Below are 18,175 nucleotides of genomic sequence, written 5' to 3'. Positions count from 1 at the left end.
GGCACCACGAAAGAGGCGGAGACTCCCGACTCCGCCGTTTCATGAGGGCAACACCGCAAGGATCGGACTGGTTCCCAGCGGGAACGGGAGATGGTTCCCAATCCTTCATTTCCATGCCACAAGGCGCCCGCCGACCTGAACCGTGAGCGCAGCCCATCATGACGCCTGCACACTCCGTCGCCCGTCCCTCCCTGCTCGACCGTGTCGCGGCGGCGCCCTGGTGGCTGCTGTGCCTGGGGCTGGCTGCGGCGATGGCGCTGTCGGTATTGCTGGTCGGGTTCCGGCTGCCCTACTGGGTGCATTCGGACCAGGATCTGGTGCTTGCCTATCATGGGCTGCTGTTCGGCGACGGGCTGCCGCAGGAGTATTTCGACCATCCCGGCTACGGCTATTTCCTGGTGATCGACGTCTGGTACCGGCTGCTGCATGCGGTCGGTCTGCTGCCGGTCGCCACCCTGTCGGCCCTGCCGCCGGGCAGCGACGTGGCGGCGACGCAGGCGGTCTGGCAGTCGCTGGTCCAGGCCGGACGCGCGCTGTCGATCCTGCTGACCGCCGCCTTCGCCGTCAGCTACGCCACGCTGCTGCGCGGGCTGCTGGGCGATCGGCGGGTGGCGCTGCTGGCCGGGGTGCTGCTGGCCTTCGGTGTCGGTCTGACGGCGCAGGGGCGGCAGATGCGCACCGACCTGCTGTCGGCGGGCTTCGTCGTGCTGGGGCTGCTGCTGGTCCTGCGGGCGGTGCGGCCGGCGGAGGGCAGGCCGTGCGGCGGCGCGTCGCTGCTGCAGCTGGCGCTGGGCGGTCTGCTGGTCGGGCTGGCCATGGTGACCAAGGTGCAGGCGGTGTTCCTGGCGATGGGGTTGCCGGTGGCGGCGATCCTGTTCGGGCGGCGCGCAGAGCCTGAGACCGCGCCCGTACCGGCCTGGGGCGTGGCGGCCGTGGTCGGGCTGCTGGCGGCCGCGGCGGCGGTGCCGGCCTTCGGGCTGATCCAGGCGGGGTTGGCCGGCTGGGGGCGGGCGGTCTATCCCTATACCCCCGTCGGCGGCGGGCTGTCGGGCGGTGGATACCAGAGCATCGTCGCCGGCTGGGTGCTGGTCGGCATCCTGGTCCATGCGGCGGTGCACCGGGTGCCGGTCGCCCGCACGGTGGCGGGAGCGGCGGCGGTGCTGCTGGGGCTGGCGGCCGGGCTGCTGGCGCTCGACATCCGCTGGAACGAGCAGAACGCCATCGCCGTGGCGAACTTCGTCGAGCACATGTTCGTCTTCTCCTCCTGGCGGCATGGGGCGGAGCTGCAGGGGCAGGGCAACGTGGTGGGGCAGGGGACGCTGGCGCTGCTGCTGGCCGGCATCGGCCGCACGCTGGCGATCCGCACCATCGTCCTGCACCCCGACAACATCCCGCAGACCATCATCGTGGAGTGGTTCGCGCTTGCCGGGGCGGTGGTGCTGTGGCGGCGGGGGGAGAGGCTGGCCGCGGTGCAGGCGCTGTTCCTGCTGCTGGTCGCCTGGGGGCTGGAGGCGCTGTTCTCGCTGCGCGGGTTCCAGCGCGCCTATGCCGCCTACACCGATCCGCTGGCGATCCTGTCGGCCGCCTGGGTGCTGGCGCGGATGCCGGGGCTGCTGGACGGCAAGAAGCCGCGGCGCTGGATCCTGGGGGGCGTGGCGCTGGTGGTGATTGCCGCCCATGCCTGGCCGATCATCGAGACCCGCAAGCTGCCCAACCCGGCGACCCATTGCGAGTGGATCCCGATCTACATGCCCAAGGTGGCGCCGTTTCCCTTCTGCCGTTAGGTGACGCCCATCTCCCGCGCACGGTCCAGCGCCTCGACCACGCCGGCGCTGTCGATGTCGGCGAAGTCGGGGCGGTGGTGGATCAGCACGCGCGGGCCGGTGCTGTGGATCGGGTCGGAGGCGTCGGAGAACACCACCACGGTGGGGCAGCCGACCGCGGCGATCAGGTGGGTCGGGCCGGTGTCGTTGCCGACCGCCCCCCAGGCCCGGCGCGCCAGCCCGCCCAGTTCCGGCACGCTGGTGCGGTCGGTCAGGTCCACCGCATGCGGGCAGTACTCCGCGATGCCGCGGGCGAGGTCGCTCTCGATGCCCGTGCCGATCACCACCGGAATGACGCCGCGCCCGGCCAGCGCCGCCGCCACCTCGGCATAGCGGCGGACCGGCCAGCGCTTGTCCGGCCGTCCGGGGGAGGAGCCGGGGACCAGCAGGGCGAAGCGCTCCGGCAGTCCGAACCTGGAGATGTCGGCGTCGAGCCAGGACAGGTCCGGCGTCTCGTCCGGCACGATGCCGAAGGGGGCGAGCTGGCGGACATAGCGGTCGCGCACCGGCACCTTGCGCCGGCCCTCGTAACGGTCGGGATGGGAGGCGCCATGGGCGGTGCCCGACCATTCCGGCCAGGGACCGGGGAACAGCAGCCGGTGGTACAGGTCGGTGCGCGTCTGCGCCTGGAGGTCGTAGACGCGGTCGAAGCGGTGGGCGCGCAGAGTCTTGCGGATCGCCAGATAGGCCGACAGCGAGCGCTCGCGCGGGTCCTCCAGCACCTCGTCGAACAGGCCGCTCATCCGGGCGAGCGGGGCGAGGGACGGCAGGGTCAGCAGAGTCACACGGTCGCCGGCATGGTGGCGGCGGATGGCGGCGAAGGTCGTCTGGGCCAGGAAGAAGTCGCCGAAGGCGCCCAGCTTGATGACCAGGATGCGGAGCGGGCGCTTGTTCATCGATTCTTGTCCCCGATACGGGCCCCGATGCGGGTTGCCAGCCGCAGCATCAGCGCGGCGGAAAGGAAACCTGCCATCCACCAGGGCTGCCAGATGCCGTAGGCGGTGCTGCCCATCGCCATCGCCGTGGCGAACAGGGCGAGCGCGAAGGGCTGGTCGCGGCGGTCCAGCCGGGCGGTGGCGGCTAGCAGCAGCAGCATGACGGCCAAGGCCAGCGCGGCCCCGACCGCGCCGGTCTCCAGCCAGACCTGGAGGAAGGCGTTGTGGGGATGCAGCGGCAACAGGCTGTCGCCGATCGGCGAGAACTCCGACACCGCCCCTTCCGGCGGCAGGGAGCGCGAGGCGTCGATGCCCTGGCCGAACACCGGCGTGCGCAGCGCGCGATCCGCCGCATGGCCCCAGATCTCGACCCGGTGCTGGGCGGAGCGGAACAGCAGCGGCGAATGGTCGAGGTCGAGCGGGCCGGCGAACAGCAGGGCGGCGGGCAGCACCAGCAGGAAGGCGGCGGTCACCACGGCGGCGAACAGCCGGCGGGTCCACAGGGCCGACGCGCGGGCGGCGGCCAGCGTGACCAGCCCGGCGGCGATGCCCAGCATGGCCGACCGGCTGGTCAGCGGCAGGCAGGCCAGCGCATAGCCCACCGGCACCAGCAGGGCCAGCGTCCGCCGCCCGAAGCGGTCGACCGCCAGGGCGGCCGGCCAGACCAGCAGGCAGAGCAGCGCCGCCGTCCGTTTCGGCACATTGCCGTTCAGCAGGTTGGGCAACTGGTCGTCGGGGACGGCGTTCCACCAGCGGTTCAGCGGGAAGTCCAGCGCCGCCTCCACCGCGAACAGCAGCCCGCCGGCCAGCCCGCCGGCCAGGAACAGCCCGCCCAGCCGCCGCGCGTCGGCCGCCGGCAATCCGGCGATCCAGGCGCCGCCGGCCAGCGTGCCGAGCGCGATGTAGCCGATCTCCAGCACCGTCTCCAGCGCGCGGTCGGACGGGCTCCACAGGCTGGAGACGAGTGCCAGCAGCAGGAAGGCCGCCACCGCGGCGACCGGCGGGGTCAGCCGCAGGATGCGCCTGAAGGTGCCGCGCCCAAATCCTCCACGGCGGGCCAGTCCGGCCAGCGACAGCAGCAGCACGAGGATGGCCCAGACCGGCAGCCCGCGCGGGGCGAGTGCCGCCAGCGGCCCCAGCACCAGGGCGGCGGCCCCGGCCAGACCCCGCAACGCGGCATCGACCCCGCTTCCGGCTGGGGGCGGGGCGGGAGACGGGGGAGCGGGGCGCGACGCGGTGGCGTCCAGGGACTCGACGGGCATGAACTCGACGCGGATCAGCGGAAACCGGCGGGGACTTAACCGCACTCCCGCCGCGAAAGCAACGGCGCGCGGTCGGCGGCAAGGGATGCCGGGCCGGGGATTTGGAACAGCGTGGAACAGGGTTGCGGGTGCTGTTCCATTGTTTCATCCGGCGGTGGGGTGGCCGGCCGGCCGCGCCGGTTGGAACGTTTGGAACAGTGTGAAACAGGAATCCGGGGGCTGTTCCACTATTTCATCGGGGGTGAAGCCGTTGGTGGGGAACGCAGATCGGGGGAGCGGCATCCGGCGGGGCATGGCGGTTTCCTCTTGGCGAATTCAGGACAGCGTTCCTATCATGAATTTGGATGGACGGGGAAAGGGTGGGTGAAAAATCGGAAGACCGCCTCGATCGCGTTCGACTTCTTCTTCCGCTTCGGGAGCGGCGTGGGTGTTTTTGAAAACCTCACGCGAAACGGTTTTAAGATTCGGGAAATGTCAAAGATGCTGAATCCAGATGATGCTCGATACGCTTCCAGCTGGTTCCGTTGAGGATAACCACCGGGCATGGTGCAGGTAGGAAATTTTTCAAAAACAAATCATTAAGCGCAAAGATTACAGTATGAAATTAACAGAAAATTTATAATCGAAATTTATGTTTCTTATTTGTATGAATTTTGTTTTTGGAGAAACTCAATGCAATACAATGGTATGATTTCTTCGTTGCGTGGAATAATTTCAAAGGTTTCCGACGGTGTTCAGAAGGCCGCGGAACACATGAGCATGTATATTGCCAGCGATCCCGACTCATATGTGAAGGCAGGAAAAGCGGTCGGTAGTGGGCAATGCGTTGCACTGGTCCAGAAGGCCACCGGCGCTCCCCCGACATCGCAATGGATTAAAGGACCAGATGTCTGGGGTAACGCCACCATTCCTGTTGGAACCGCCATTGCGACATTTATTAACGGCAAGTACCCAAGTATGAGCAGCGGCAACCATGCCGCGATATATATGGGGCAAGATAAAGATGGAATCCATGTCATTGATCAATGGCTGGGTCACAAACCTAGCAAAAGAACAATCAGCATTAAGAGTAAAAGCTCGAACATTGTTAATCATCCAGAAAATTATTCAGTTGTGCTGAGTGACAAGATGCATGGCCCAAAAAAATGATTGGATTAGCGATCCGTCGGGCTTTGATTGGCCTCGCGGTGGCAGCCGCTTCACCAACGGCCAGTTCTAATGCTGTTAATCTGTCATGTCCGACGGAGATCGGAGGCTCCCTTTCTCCCTATTTGGTAATGAAGGGCAGTTTGCCGGTTGGCGCCGCGCTGACGGAAACTGCGGTGATTAATGGTCATCCTAACGACGAGTTGGCGGAATTCCCCATCATCCTTGTTCCAAGTAAGGAAACACGCAAACGGGATAGAGTTACGACGACTTGGCTATTCAATTCAGAGGAGATCAGCGACGGCGTAATGGTTATCTGTCGGTACAATGATCCGAGTGGCTATCTGCTGTTCATGCTGCCCAGTGGAACGAAATCCTGCACAGCGAGATTCCAAAAGTCGCGTAGCGATGTGACGTTATCGGGCATGCAGTGCGATTAATCGTGCGTATCTGCTCGAACAGAGGCAACTCGCCAATTGGAAAAGCGTGGTGCCCGGTTCCCGCTGGCCCATCAGTGTACACAATGTCAGCCCCCCTCACGCCAGCAAATCGTCGTGCCGGTTGCGCCTGATCCACATCGCGGCGTAGCCGCAGAGCGGGACGATCTTCAGCCCCTCGGTGCGGGCGGTCTCGACCACGCCTGCCATCAGGCGGCCGGCGGCGCCGGTGCCGCGCAGCGAGGGCGGGGCCTCGACATAGGAAATCACCAGGGTCCGGCCGTTGCGGCGGTAGTCGGCAAAAACCGTCTGGCTGCCGACCGCCAGTTCGAACCGGTTCATCTCGCGGTTGTTGGTGACCGCCTGTCCCATCCTGTACGCTCCGTCGGTTGTGGGGTCTTTCCCCTTAACAATGGGATGCGGCGAACAGGTCGGCAGCCCCCTTTTTTTCGCGGCGGGCGCCTTTACGCTCCCTGCCAGCCGCAGACCGACAGGGCGTCCCGCATATGCTCCGGCGCCGGGGCGACGGCGCTGACCGGAGAGAATTCGAAGGCCATGCGAAAGGCGACGGAGCGGGCCAGCAGATGCAGGTTGCCGGGCGGCCGGCGTTCGGGGCCATAGAAGGGCTCCCCCACCAGCGGGCAGCCGATGGCGGCGCAATGGACGCGGATCTGGTGGGTGCGGCCGGTGCGCGGGCGCAGTTCCAGCCAGGAACGGCCGTCGGCGCTGGTGCCCAGCACCCGGTAGTCGGTGACCGCCGGCTGGCCGGCCGGGTCGGGCAGGATGGTCCAGGAGGAGCGCGAGGCTCCCAACGAGGATTTGGGTTCGATCCGCTTCAGCAGCGGCAGGTCGATGACGCCGGCATCGGCGTCGGGGATGCCCTCCGCCACCGCCCAATAGGTCTTTTCCACATGGCCGGCGGCGAACATCTGGCCGAAGCGCTTCAGCGCCCAGGGGGTGCGGCCCAGGATCAGGCAGCCGGCGGTGTCGCGGTCCAGCCGGTGGGCGAGTTTCGGCGGCTCGCCGATCAGGCCGTCGCCGTCCGCCTCGGCGAGATGGGGCAGGTACAGTTCCAGATGGTCGGTGATGCGTCCGGCCTTGTGGACGGCCAGACCGGCCGGCTTGTCGATGACGAAGCACTCCGTATCCCGGTGCAGGACGCGGGCATGCAACTGGGCCGCCGTCAAAGAGGGTGGGGTGGCCGAGGGCGGCGGCGGCAAGAAGGAGGTACGCGAGTCGGAGATCATGGCCGGCACCATGGCCGCCGGCGGGCCGCTTGCGCAAGTATTCGCGCAAGATCCGCAATCGAGCGTCATACGGAAAGTTCGATAGCCAAAGCATGGCGGCGGAATGCCAGCGGCACGGTGTCGCGCCCGTGGTTTGCCGCGCTTTTCCAAGCGTTACTGCCTATGAGAAAGGTCCGGGCCGACTTCGGACCTTGCGGATAAAGATCGGCTTGTACGAGGACATTCGGCCGGTTTTCTTTTGATTTCGGCCGCCGGGACTAGCCTTTTGCCCGGTCTCGGAAGGTTTGTTGCGCAGTCGCGGAAGGCGTGGCAGAAAGCCGGAACCACGGTCGTGCCTCCGCCGGCTCCGCTTGCGGTCGGGTCTTCCGTGGCGAATGGATTTTGACTTCGCCTCAACCACAAGAGACGTCCAATGCGGAAACCCGTGCGCAAGGTGGTGTTCCCGGTCGCCGGTCTCGGCACGCGCTTCCTGCCGGCCACCAAGGCCATCCCGAAAGAGATGCTGCCCCTGGTCGACCGCCCCCTGCTGCAGCATGCCGTCGAAGAAGCGCGCGCCGCCGGCATCGAGGATTTCGTTTTCGTCACCGGCCGGTCCAAGCGCGCCATCGAAGACCATTTCGACGCCGACACCGAACTGAACCGCACGCTTGAAGAGCGCGGCAAGATGGACGCGCTGGAGGAGGTCCGCCACAGCGAGATCGCTCCCGGCCGCTGCTTCTACACCCGCCAGCAGGTTCCGCTCGGCCTCGGCCACGCCGTGTGGTGCGCCCGCGCCCTGATCGGCAACGACCCGTTCGCCATCGTGCTGCCCGACGACTTCGTCCAGGGCAAGACCCCCTGCCTGAAGCAGATGGTCGAGGCGTACGAGGAGGTCGGCGGCAACATCGTCGCCGTCGTCGACGTGCCGCGCGAAAAGACCAGCAGCTACGGCATCCTGGACGTCGAGAAGGACGACGGCCGGCTGGCCACCGTCCGCGGTCTCGTCGAGAAGCCGAAGCCGGAAGACGCGCCGTCGACCCTGTCGATCATCGGCCGCTACATCCTGCAGCCGGAAATCTTCGACCATCTGGAAAAGCAGCAGCGCGGCGCCGGCAACGAAATCCAGCTGACCGACGCCATGGCCAACCTGATCGGCACCCAGCCGTTCCACGGCCTGCGCTTCGAAGGGACCCGCTACGACTGCGGCGACAAGGTCGGCTTCATCGAGGCGACGCTGGCCCACGCACTGAACCGGCCGGACATGGCCGACAAGGTGCGCGAGATGCTGCGCAAATATTGCTGAGCGACGGGCTGCAGTCCTGATGCCGTGCCCGCCCCCGTCCCCTGATCCGGACGGTGGCGGGCGCGTGCGTTTGGGCTGCGCGTCCGATTGCTGAACGATGAGAAGAGCCGGACAGTCGAAATGACCGGCCGTGAGGAACGCCCCCCGGTAGGGCATCCCAGAGACATACAGGTTTCCTTTTAAGGACATGAGGGGGACGCGATGCGCATAGCGATGATCGGCACGGGCTATGTCGGCCTGGTCTCCGGCGCCTGCTTTTCGGAATTCGGCGTGCACGTCACTTGCGTCGACAAGGACGCAGGCAAGATCGAGCGGCTGAAGAACGGCGAGATTCCGATCTACGAACCCGGCCTGGACGATCTGGTCGCCCGCAACGTCGCCGCCGGCCGCCTGTCCTTCACCATGGACCTGAAGGAGGCGATGCAGGGCGTCGACGCCGTGTTCATCGCGGTCGGCACCCCGTCGCGCCGCGGCGACGGCCATGCCGATCTCTCCTATGTCTACGGCGCCGCCGAGGAGATCGCCCAGCATCTCGACCACTATACGGTGGTGGTGACCAAGTCGACGGTGCCGGTCGGCACCGGCCGCGAGGTCGAGGCGATCATCCGCCGCACCCGCCCCGATGCCGAGTTCGACGTCGCCTCCAACCCGGAATTCCTGCGCGAAGGCTCCGCCATCGGCGACTTCATGCGGCCCGACCGCGTCGTCATCGGCGCCACGTCCGACCGCGCGGGCGAGGTGATGCGCCGGCTCTACCGGCCGCTCTACCTGATCGAGACCCCGATCGTGGTGACCTCGCTGGAGACGGCGGAGCTGACGAAATACGCCGCCAACACCTTCCTGGCGGCCAAGATCACCTTCATCAACGAGATCGCCGACCTGTGCGAGAAGGTCGGCGCCAACGTCCACGACGTGGCGCGCGGCATCGGGCTGGACGGCCGCATCGGCAAGAAGTTCCTGCACCCGGGTCCGGGCTACGGCGGGTCCTGCTTCCCCAAGGACACGCTGGCGCTGGTCCGCACCGCCCAGCAGGTCGGCAGCCCGCTGCGCATCATCGAGACGGTGGTGGACATCAACGACAAGCGCAAGAAGCAGATGGCGGAGCGCATCATCGCCGCCTGCGGCGGGTCGGTGGACGGCAAGACCGTCGCGGTGCTGGGCGTCGCCTTCAAGCCGAACACCGACGACATGCGCGACAGCCCGTCGCTGGACATCGTCCCGGCGCTGCAGGCGGCGGGCGCCCATGTGCGCGCCTTCGATCCGGCGGCGATGCACGAGGCCGAAAAGCTGCTTCCCGGCGTGGAATGGGCCAAGGACGCCTACGGCACCTTGGAAGGGGCCGATTGCGTCGCTATTCTCACGGAGTGGAACGAATTCCGCGCGCTCGACCTGCGTCGGGTCAAGTCGATGCTGAAGCGGCCGGTGATGATCGACCTGCGCAACATCTACAACCCCGAGGACATGGCGAAGGCCGGCTTCACCTACAGCTCCATCGGCCGGCCGTCGCCGGCGGGTGGAATGGACCGCGGTTAAGGTCCTGAGACGGCGTCCAACAGAGGACTAACGAGACGATGAGCGAAGCCCATACCTTCCACCCCACGGTGCTGCGCGAGTACGACATCCGCGGCATCGTCGGCAAGACGCTGACTCCCGCCGACGCCCGCGCGGTCGGCCGCTCCTTCGGCACCGTGGTGGTGCGCAAGGGCGGCAAGACGGTCTGCGTCGGCTATGACGGCCGTCTGTCCTCGCCGGACCTGGAGGAGGCGCTGGTCGAGGGGCTGGTTTCCACCGGCCTGCACGTCCTGCGCATCGGGCTCGGCCCCACGCCGATGCTGTATTTCGCCACCCGCGACCGCGAGGCGGCGGCCGGCATCATGATCACCGGCTCGCACAACCCGCCGGACTACAACGGCATCAAGATGATGCTGGGCAAGGGTCCGGTCTATGGCCAGCAGATCCTCGACCTCGGCACCATGGCGGCCAAGGCCGACTGGGAGCAGGGCCAGGGCTCGTCGGAGAAGATCGACGTCCAGGACGAATACGTTACCCGCCTGCTGAAGGATTACGACGGCACCCGCGACCTGAAGATCGCCTGGGACGCCGGCAACGGCGCGTCGGGCGAGATCCTGCGCCGCCTGACCGCCAAGCTGCCGGGCACGCATGTCCTGCTGTTCGACGACATCGACGGCAACTTCCCCAACCATCATCCGGACCCGACGGTCGAGGCCAATCTGGTCGACCTGAAGAAGGCGGTGGCGGAGCATGGCTGCGACATCGGCATCGGCTTCGACGGCGACGGCGACCGCATCGGCGCCATCGACCACAAGGGCCGCGTGGTGTGGGGCGACCAGCTGGTGGCGCTCTATGCCGCCGACGTGCTGAAGAGCCATCCGGGCGCCACCATCATCGCCGACGTCAAGGCCAGCCAGGCCCTGTTCGACGAGATCGCCAAGCATGGCGGCAACCCGCTGATGTGGAAGACCGGCCACTCGCTGCTGAAGGCCAAGATGGCGGAAACGGGCTCGCCGCTGGCCGGCGAGATGTCGGGCCACATCTTCTTCGCCGACAAGTGGTACGGCTTCGACGACGCGCTCTATTGTGGCGTCCGCCTCGTCGGGCTGGTCAGCAAGCTGGGCACCACGCTGGCGGACCTGCGCGACGGCCTGCCGGACATGGTCAACACGCCGGAGACCCGCTTCCAGATCGACGAGGAACGCAAGTTCGCGGTGGTCGAGGAGGTCAAGGGCCGCGTCAAGGCGTCGGGCGCCAAGGTCAACGACATCGACGGAGTCCGTGTGACGACCGACGACGGCTGGTGGCTGCTGCGCGCGTCCAACACCCAGGACGTGCTGGTGGCCCGCGCCGAGTCCTACAGCCAGGAAGGGCTGGAGCGGCTGAAGGGCGCGCTGATCGAGCAGCTGGTGGCGTCGGGGCTGAGCGCGCCGTCGTTCGAGGGCGGCGGGTCGGCGCACTGAGGTTGGGGGGGAGTCGTCGGCTGACGGTGCCCCCACCCTAACCCTCCCCCGCTGGGCGGGGGAGGGGATTGGTGCTTGTTCGGGAGAGGGCGGCAGTCCCTCCCCCGCCCGGCGGGGGAGGCTAGGTGGGGGTCTAACGCTCCCTCACCTGAAACTCGCCAAATGCCGCCTGAACCGCGCCAAACTCCAGGCGAAAAACAGCGCGCCGATGCCGGCGGTCGCGGCGAAGCGCGGCCAGACCACGTCGAAGCCGGCACCGCGGAACAGGATGGCCTGGGCGAAAGCGACGAAATGGGTGGACGGTGACAGCTGCATCGCCGTCTGCAGCCATTCCGGCTCGCTTTCCAGCGGGGTGAAGCCGCCGGACAGCATGTTCATCGGCAGCACGATCAGGATGAACAGCAAGCCCAGTTGCGGCATCGAGCGCGCCACGGTGCCGAGGAAGATGCCGAGCGCCGTCGCGAAGAACAGGTAGAGCGCCGTCCCGGCCAGAAACAGCGGGACCGAGCCGGCCAGCGGTACCGACAGCAGGCCGCGCAGCACCACGTAGAGCGCCACCAGCGTCAGCACCAGGATCACCGCGCCGTTCGCCAGCACCTTGGCGGCCATGATCTCGGCCGGGCGCACCGGCATCACCAGCAGATGCTCCAGCGTGCCGTGCTCGCGCTCGCGGATCAGGGCGGCGCCGGCCAGCAGCACCGCCAGCATGGTGACGTTGCTGACCACCGCCATGGTGCCGGTGAACCATTTGGTGTCGAGCGCCTCGTTGTAGGCGACGCGGATTTGAAGGCTGACCGGGGCGGCGGTCCCCTCGGCCTCGTGACGGACGAAGCGGCCGACCTCATCCTCGACGATGCCCTCGATGGTGCCGGCGCCGATGCCGGCCTGCATCATCGCGGTGGCGTCGATCAGCAGCTGCACCGTCGGGTTGCGGCCGGCCAGCACGTCGGCCTGGAAATCGGGCGGGATGTCGAGGACGAAGGTGTAGCGGGCGGAATCCATCGCCGGATCGACCTCGGCATGGCCGATCATGGCGGGCGTCTGGAACTCCGGCCCGTGGAAGCTGGAGACCAGCCGCTGGGACAGGGTCGAGCGGTCCTCGTCGACGATGGCGATGGCGGCGTTGCGCAGGTCATGCGAGATGCCGGTCGCCTCGCTGTAGACGGAGAAGGTGAAGGAATAGACGACGAAGCCCAGCATGAAGACGTCGCGCAGCAGGCTGATCCACTCCTTGCGCGCCAATGTCAGGCTGTTGCGGAGGAAGCGCGTCATGGTTCAGCGCTCCTGTTTCGGCAGGAAAGCGACGCCGAGCGCCAGGAAGACCGGGATGAAGGCGGCGGTCGCCAGGATGAAGGGGAGAAGCTCCGGGAAGGCCAGACCCTTGGTGAAGGCGCCGACGGAGATCTTCAAAAAATGGGTGGTCGGGAACAGCGTGCCGAACAGCCACGCCCCGCCTTCCAGCGTCGCCACCGGCTGCAGCATGCCGGAGAATTGGGTGGCCGGCAGCATGGTGACGATGGCGGTGCCGAACACTGCCGCTGTCTGCGTCGCGGTGAAGACGGAGATCAGCAGCCCCAAGGCCGTGGTCGCCACCACATAGACCAGCCCGCCCAGCAAAAGCCCCGCAAGGCTGCCCTTCACCGGCACGCCGAACAGGGTGACGGCCATCGCCACCATCAGCAGCAGGTTGAAGGCAGCCAGCGCGATGTAGGGCAACTGCTTGCCCAGCAGGAATTCCAGCCGCGTCACCGGGGTGACGTAGAGGTTGGTGATGGAGCCCAACTCCTTCTCCCGCACCACGCCGAGGGCGGCGAGGATCGCGGGGATGAAGACCAGCAGCAGGCCGATGGTGCTGGGCACCATGGCGTCCAGGCTGCGGAAGGCCTGGTTGTACCGGTAACGCATCTCCAGATTGGCGGGCGACGCGGGCAGGGTGGCTCCGGCGGCGGTGGCGGCATCCTGGATGAAGCGCTGGTGCAGGCCGGCGACATAGCCCTGGATGGTTTCCGCCCGGAAGGGCATGGCGCCGTCGATGCGCACCGCCACCTCCGGGGTTCTGCCGCGGCGGAGGTCGCGGCCGAAGCCTTCGGGAATCTCTATGGTCAGCGACGCTTCGCCCCGTTGCAGGCGCAGCGCCAGATCGCGGGCGTCGATGGCCGGCGGCGTGGCGCGGAAGCTGCGCGAGCCGTCGAACTGCTCGATGTAGGCGCGGCTTTCCGGCGTGCGGTCGTGGTCGAGCACGGCGAAGGTCAGGTTCTCGACGTCCATGGTGATGCCGAAGCCGAAGACCAGCATGAGCAGGACGGTGCCAAGGAGGGCGACGGTCAGGCGAACGGGGTCGCGGCGCAGTTCGAGCGTTTCGCGCCACGCGTAGGCGAGCAGGCGGCGGCGGGAGAGGGGAGAGGAGTTAAGTCCCCTCTCCCCCCCGGGGAGAGGGTTAGGGTGAGGGGGGCGCACATGCTGGATTTTTGTCGAAGGCCCGCCACGCATCCCCCTCACCCCGACCCTCTCCCCGGGGGGGAGAGGGGGAATAGGGTGGTTGAGAGGGGGGGCGCCCTCCGCCTGCTCCATGAACCCGATGAAGGCGTCGTCCAGGCTGTCGGCCTGCTGTTGGCGGCGCAGCTCGTCGGGCGGGCCGGCGGCGATGACGCGGCCGGCGTTCATGAAGGCCACCCGGTCGCAGCGCGCCGCCTCGTTCATGAAGTGGGTGGAGACGAAGATCGTCACCCCCTGGTCGCGCGATAGCGAGATCAGGTCGCGCCAGAACTGGTCGCGCGCCACCGGGTCGACGCCGGAGGTCGGCTCGTCGAGGATCAGCAGCTCCGGATCGTGCAGGATGGCGACGGCCAAGGACAGCCGCTGCCGCACGCCGAGCGGCAGGCGGTCGGCCACCGCGTCGATGTAGGGCGACAGGCCGAAGCGCTCCACCAGTTCGGTCAGTCGGGTTTCGGCGTCGCGAAGGTCGAACAGGCGGGCGTGCAGGTCGAGGTTTTGGCGCACCGTCAATTCGCCGTAGAGCGAGAAGGCCTGCGCCATGTAGCCGACGCGGCGGCGGCTCTCCAGATCGGCGGCATCCACCGGCTTGCCGAACAGCCGCGCCTCGCCGGCGCTGGCGGGCAGCAGGCCGGTCAGCATCTTCATCGTGGTGGTCTTGCCGCAGCCGTTGGAGCCGAGAAAGCCGAAGATCTCGCCGCGGCCGATGCGGAAGCTGATGTCCGACACCGCGGTGAAATCGCCGAAGCGGCGGGTCAGGCCGATCGCCTCGATGGCCGGTTCGGCGCCGGCGGGCTCGGGCGGGCGGGGCGGGACGGTCAGGCGTTCATGGCCACGCTTGGCATCCTCCGGCAGCAGGGCGACGAAGGCCTCCTCCAGATCGGCGGCCCCGGTCTGCGCCTTCACCGCGGCGGGGGTGTCGTGGGCGAGCAGGCGGCCGGCGTTCATCATCACCACGCTGTCGAACCGCTCGGCCTCGTCCATGTAGGAGGTGGCGACCAGCACGGTCATGCCGGGGCGGCCGGCGCGGATGCGGGCGATCAGATCCCAGAACTGCCGGCGGGAGAGCGGATCGACGCCGGTCGTCGGCTCGTCGAGGATCAGCAGGTCGGGGTCGTGCAGAAGGGCGCAGCAGAGGCCGAGCTTCTGCTTCATGCCGCCCGACAGCTTGCCGGCCGGCCGGTCGGGGAAAGGGGCGAGGCCGGTGGCGTCCAGCAGGTCGGCGATGCGGTGCCGGCGCTCCGCGGCGTCGAGGCCGAAGAGGCGGCCGAAGAACTGGAGATTCTCGGCGACGCTGAGGTTGGCGTAGAGGTTGCGGCCGAGACCCTGCGGCATGTAGGCGATGCGCGGCTGGAGCGCGGCGCGGCCAACGCGGTCGGCGAGGTCGGTGCCGAGCACGCGGACGCTGCCCTGCTGGATTTTCCTGGCGGTGGAGATCAGGCCGAGCAGGGTCGATTTGCCGACGCCGTCCGGGCCGATCACCGCGACGCTGGTGCCGGCGGGGATGTCGAGGGAAGCGTCCGCCAGCGCCACCGTCCCGCCATAGCGGTGCCGCACGCCCGACAGCGAGACGGCGGGGGCGGGGGTCATGATCGCATGTCCCCAGGGTTGTCCCCTCTCCCCCCCGGGGAGAGGGTTAGGGTGAGGGGGGAGCGTGGGGTGGATTGGGGGGCGGAGAGGGGCTGATTTTCGGCGAAATCATGCTGTGCGTCCCCCTCACCCCGACCCTCTCCCCGCCTTTCGGCGAAGCTGCGCTTCGCCTGTCGGCAACACAAGCTTTGCTTGTGTTGGGGGGGAGAGGGGGATAAGGCGGGGGAAGAGGCCGCTTCCCGCGTCAGCTTCGATTCCAGCCAGTCCGGCCAGACCGCTTTGTCGTCCAGCTTCACATAGGCCATGCCGGTCAGGCCGGTCTTCACCCGCTCGATGTAGCGGGTCACCAAGGCTTCGGGAACGCGGGCCTTGACGCGGAACATCATGCGGTCACGTTCGGACTTGGTCTCCACCTGCTTGGGCGTGAACTGGGCGCGCGGGGCGACGAAGGTGACGGCGGCGGGGATCGCGGTGTCGGGAACGGCGTCCAGCAGGATGCGGGCGTCGGCGCCGAGCGCGAGGTTTCCCGCCGTGTCGGTCGGCAGGAAGAAGGTCATGTAGACATTCGACAGGTCGAGCAGCGTCGCCGCCTTGCCGCCGGCGGCCAGAACCTCGCCGGGTTCGGCCAGACGGTAGAGGACGCGGGACTTGCGCGGCGCCTTCAGAACGCCGTCGGCGACCAGGGTGGTCAGGCGGTCGGCATCGCCGGCCGCGGCGGTGATCGCCTCGTCGGCGCTGGCGAGGTGGCTCTTGGCGGCGTCGAGCGCGGCGTCGGCGGTGCGGCGGCTGTTGCGGGCCTGATCGACGCGCTGTTCGGAGACATGGCCCTTGCCGAACAGCACCAGCGCCCGCTCCATCTCCTTGGCGGCGAAATCGGCCTCGCTGGCGCGCTGGGCGACCAGGGCGACGGCCTCGTCGCGGCTGCGGCGGGACTGGCGCAGCTGGGCCTCGGCGGAGCGGAGCTGCGCTTCGAGGTCGCGGGTGTCGAGCGTGGCGATGACGGCGCCGGCCTCCACAAGATCGCCCTCCTGCACCGGGATGGTCAGGACGCGGGCGGCGTATTTGGTGGCGATGTCGATCTCGTTCGCCTCGATCCGGCCATTGCCGGAGGCGAAGCCGGCGGGCAGCCGGTTGCCCTGCATCGCCCGCCAGCCATAGGCCGCCCCGGCGCCGAGCAGCGCCAGCAGGGCCAGGGCGATGAGGATGCGCTTGACGGTCATGGCTGGGTTCCTTTCCCGGCTTTCTCGTTGGTGTCGAGAGCGCCCATCACGCCGGCCAGGATGCGTTCGCGCGCCGCATCGTCGGGGGCGGCGTCGAGCGTGCGGCGGAGCGCCAGCAGAGCCTCGGCATAATGGTTGTGCCAGTCGAGACCGGCGGCGAGATCGGCGGGGCCGAGGCGGGGGTGACGGTCGGCCGGCACCAGCGGGCGCGGGGCGGCGAGGTCGACGCGGTCGTCCAGCGCCGGCTGGGCGATGCGCTCCGCCGGCCAGCCCTTGTCGAGCAGGGCCTGCCGGATAGAGGCGCGGGCGGCTTCCTCGCCATGGACCAGGAACAGGCCGTGGCCGACGCCATGGCGGGCCTCCACCCAGTCCAGCAGCGTGGAGCGGTCGGCATGGCCGGAATAGACGTCGATGGAGCGGACCTTCGCCTTCACCGCGATCTCCTCGCCATGGATGCGGACGCGGGGGGTGCCCTCCTGCAGCAGGCGGCCCAGCGTGCCGGGGGCCTGATAGCCGACCAGAAGAACCGTGTCCTGCGGACGCCACAGGCGGTTCTTCAGATGGTGGCGGATGCGGCCGGCGTCGCACATGCCGCTGGCCGCCATGATGATGGCGCCGCCGGAGAGGGTGTTGAGGCGCTGGCTTTCCGGCACGCTGCGGACATGGTGGAAGTTGGCGCGGGTGAAGGGGTCGCCGTCGGTTTCCAGATCGTCGAGATGGCGGCGGAAGACGCCGGTCACCGCATCCGCCAGCGGCGAATCGAGGAAGACGTCCACCGCCGGCAATTGGCCGCCGTCGAACAGGCAGTCGAGGTCGTAGAGCAGTTCCTGCGTGCGCTCCACCGCGAAGACCGGGATCAGCAGGACGCCGCCGGCGGCCAGGGCGGTGGACACCTCGGCGCGCAGAACCGCCTGCCGTCCGGCCTCGTCCAGGTCGGTGCGGTCGCGGTCGCCGTAGGTGGTCTCCAGCACCATCCAGTCCGGCCGCTCCGGCCCCTCGGCGTCGGCGTGGAAGCTCTTGCCGCCGGGGCCGAGATCGCCGGAGAACAGGATGCGGGTGGGTTCGGCGGCGCCGCCCCCGAAGCCGTCGAGGGCTTCGATCTCGATGGAGGCGGAGCCGAGGATGTGGCCGGCCTGCCAGAAGCGGGCGCGCAGGCCGGGGAGGATGTCGGTCCAGCGGTCGTACTCGACGCGGCGGAGCCGGCGCAGGCTGCGGATGGCGTCGTCCTGGGTGTAGATCGCCTGGACCGGCGGACGGCCGCGCTGGCGATTGCGGCGGTTGAGGCGCTCCACCTCGCCCTCCTGGATGTAGCCGCTGTCGGGCAGCATGTATTCCAGCAGGTCCACCGTGCCGCCGGTGGCGAAGATGCGGCCACGGAAGCCGAGGCGGGTCAGCTTGGGCAGCAGGCCGGAATGGTCGATGTGGGCGTGGGTCAGCAGGACCGCGGCGATCGAAGACGGATCGAAGGGGAAGGGGCGGTAGTTCAGTTCCCGGATCGTCTTGGTGCCCTGGAACATGCCGCAATCGATCAGCACGTCGCCGTTCGGCGTCGACAGGCGGAAGCAGGAGCCGGTCACCGTGCCGGCGGCACCATGGAAGGTCAGCGACAGGGACATGGGTCTGCTCCTCTCTGAGTTTCCCTCTCCCGTCCCGGGAGAGGGAAGGGGCCCGCCGCGAAGTGGTGGGAAGGGTGAGGGGTCAGGCACGAAGCCATGCGGTTCGGGATTCTTGGAATCCCCCTCACCCTCCCCACTTCGTGGGTCCC

The 18,175-nt window shown here is 68.1% G+C and carries 15 protein-coding genes; 7 read left to right on the top strand and 8 right to left on the bottom strand.

The features are described from left to right. Positions 1-158 precede the first annotated feature (158 nt). Positions 159-1,784 (top strand): phospholipid carrier-dependent glycosyltransferase, encoded by a 1,626-nt coding sequence (locus PWS46_RS25215; protein ID WP_434623594.1) that lies wholly within the window; start codon positions 159-161, stop codon positions 1,782-1,784. On the opposite strand, the gene PWS46_RS25210 is transcribed toward PWS46_RS25215, so the two are convergent. Beyond that, the gene (locus PWS46_RS25210; RefSeq protein WP_434623593.1) at positions 1,781-2,719 is read right to left on the bottom strand and encodes a glycosyltransferase family 9 protein; all 939 of its coding nucleotides are present in this window, start codon (positions 2,717-2,719) and stop codon (positions 1,781-1,783) included. The two genes, PWS46_RS25215 and PWS46_RS25210, sit on opposite strands and share 4 nt — an antisense overlap. Beyond that, positions 2,716-4,020 (bottom strand): O-antigen ligase family protein, encoded by a 1,305-nt coding sequence (locus tag PWS46_RS25205; RefSeq protein WP_434623592.1) that lies wholly within the window; start codon positions 4,018-4,020, stop codon positions 2,716-2,718. The genes PWS46_RS25210 and PWS46_RS25205 overlap by 4 nt, the downstream gene beginning before the upstream one ends. Before the next feature lie 111 nt (positions 4,021-4,131). On the opposite strand from PWS46_RS25205, the gene PWS46_RS25200 reads away from it, so the two are divergent. From PWS46_RS25200 to PWS46_RS25190, 3 genes are all read left to right on the top strand, one after another. Continuing rightward, positions 4,132-4,548, top strand: coding sequence for a hypothetical protein (locus PWS46_RS25200; protein WP_434623591.1), 417 nt, complete (start codon positions 4,132-4,134; stop codon positions 4,546-4,548). Positions 4,549-4,692: 144 nt separating this feature from the next. Continuing rightward, positions 4,693-5,169, top strand: a complete 477-nt coding sequence (locus PWS46_RS25195; protein ID WP_434623590.1) for a BPSL0067 family protein — start codon at positions 4,693-4,695, stop codon at positions 5,167-5,169. Continuing rightward, a complete protein-coding gene (locus tag PWS46_RS25190) occupies positions 5,166-5,606 on the top strand; it encodes an STY0301 family protein (protein ID WP_434623589.1) in 441 nt (146 codons plus the stop codon). Before PWS46_RS25195 ends, PWS46_RS25190 begins: the two co-directional genes overlap by 4 nt. Before the next feature lie 96 nt (positions 5,607-5,702). Here PWS46_RS25190 and PWS46_RS25185 read toward each other — a convergent pair whose 3' ends face one another. Both PWS46_RS25185 and PWS46_RS25180 read right to left on the bottom strand, forming a co-directional pair. Continuing rightward, positions 5,703-5,975 (bottom strand): GNAT family N-acetyltransferase, encoded by a 273-nt coding sequence (locus PWS46_RS25185; RefSeq protein ID WP_434623588.1) that lies wholly within the window; start codon positions 5,973-5,975, stop codon positions 5,703-5,705. 92 nt (positions 5,976-6,067) lie between these two features. Further along, positions 6,068-6,850 (bottom strand): RluA family pseudouridine synthase, encoded by a 783-nt coding sequence (locus PWS46_RS25180; RefSeq protein ID WP_434623587.1) that lies wholly within the window; start codon positions 6,848-6,850, stop codon positions 6,068-6,070. Positions 6,851-7,262: 412 nt separating this feature from the next. Between PWS46_RS25180 and galU the strand changes: the two genes are divergently transcribed. The 3 genes from galU to pgmG all read left to right on the top strand — a co-directional run bounded on the left by galU (position 7,263) and on the right by pgmG (position 11,107). Further along, on the top strand, positions 7,263-8,132 hold the full coding sequence (gene galU / locus PWS46_RS25175; protein ID WP_434623586.1) for a UTP--glucose-1-phosphate uridylyltransferase GalU: 870 nt from the start codon (positions 7,263-7,265) through the stop codon (positions 8,130-8,132). A 201-nt stretch (positions 8,133-8,333) separates the two neighbouring features. Then, the gene (locus tag PWS46_RS25170; protein WP_434623585.1) at positions 8,334-9,665 is read left to right on the top strand and encodes a UDP-glucose dehydrogenase family protein; all 1,332 of its coding nucleotides are present in this window, start codon (positions 8,334-8,336) and stop codon (positions 9,663-9,665) included. A gap of 38 nt (positions 9,666-9,703) precedes the next feature. Beyond that, positions 9,704-11,107, top strand: coding sequence for a phosphoglucomutase/phosphomannomutase PgmG (pgmG, locus tag PWS46_RS25165; protein ID WP_434623583.1), 1,404 nt, complete (start codon positions 9,704-9,706; stop codon positions 11,105-11,107). A gap of 144 nt (positions 11,108-11,251) precedes the next feature. Here pgmG and PWS46_RS25160 read toward each other — a convergent pair whose 3' ends face one another. Genes PWS46_RS25160 through PWS46_RS25145 form a run of 4 tightly spaced genes read right to left on the bottom strand, consistent with a single transcriptional unit; the run spans position 11,252 to position 18,026 of the window. Continuing rightward, on the bottom strand, positions 11,252-12,379 hold the full coding sequence (locus tag PWS46_RS25160) for an ABC transporter permease (RefSeq protein WP_434623582.1): 1,128 nt from the start codon (positions 12,377-12,379) through the stop codon (positions 11,252-11,254). Between the two features lie 3 nt (positions 12,380-12,382). Further along, positions 12,383-15,190 carry a ribosome-associated ATPase/putative transporter RbbA gene (rbbA, locus tag PWS46_RS25155; protein WP_434623580.1) on the bottom strand — a complete coding sequence of 936 codons (2,808 nt, stop codon included), beginning with the start codon at positions 15,188-15,190 and terminating at the stop codon, positions 12,383-12,385. Next, a complete protein-coding gene (locus PWS46_RS25150) occupies positions 15,187-16,410 on the bottom strand; it encodes an HlyD family secretion protein (protein WP_434623579.1) in 1,224 nt (407 codons plus the stop codon). The genes rbbA and PWS46_RS25150 overlap by 4 nt, the downstream gene beginning before the upstream one ends. Next, positions 16,407-18,026 (bottom strand): MBL fold metallo-hydrolase, encoded by a 1,620-nt coding sequence (locus tag PWS46_RS25145; RefSeq protein WP_434623578.1) that lies wholly within the window; start codon positions 18,024-18,026, stop codon positions 16,407-16,409. The genes PWS46_RS25150 and PWS46_RS25145 overlap by 4 nt, the downstream gene beginning before the upstream one ends. Positions 18,027-18,175: the final 149 nt, after the last annotated feature.

The organism is Azospirillum sp. B2RO_4 (genome assembly GCF_051124815.1).
GTDB lineage: Bacteria > Pseudomonadota > Alphaproteobacteria > Azospirillales > Azospirillaceae > Azospirillum.
This window is presented reverse-complemented; position numbering and strand designations above follow the sequence as displayed.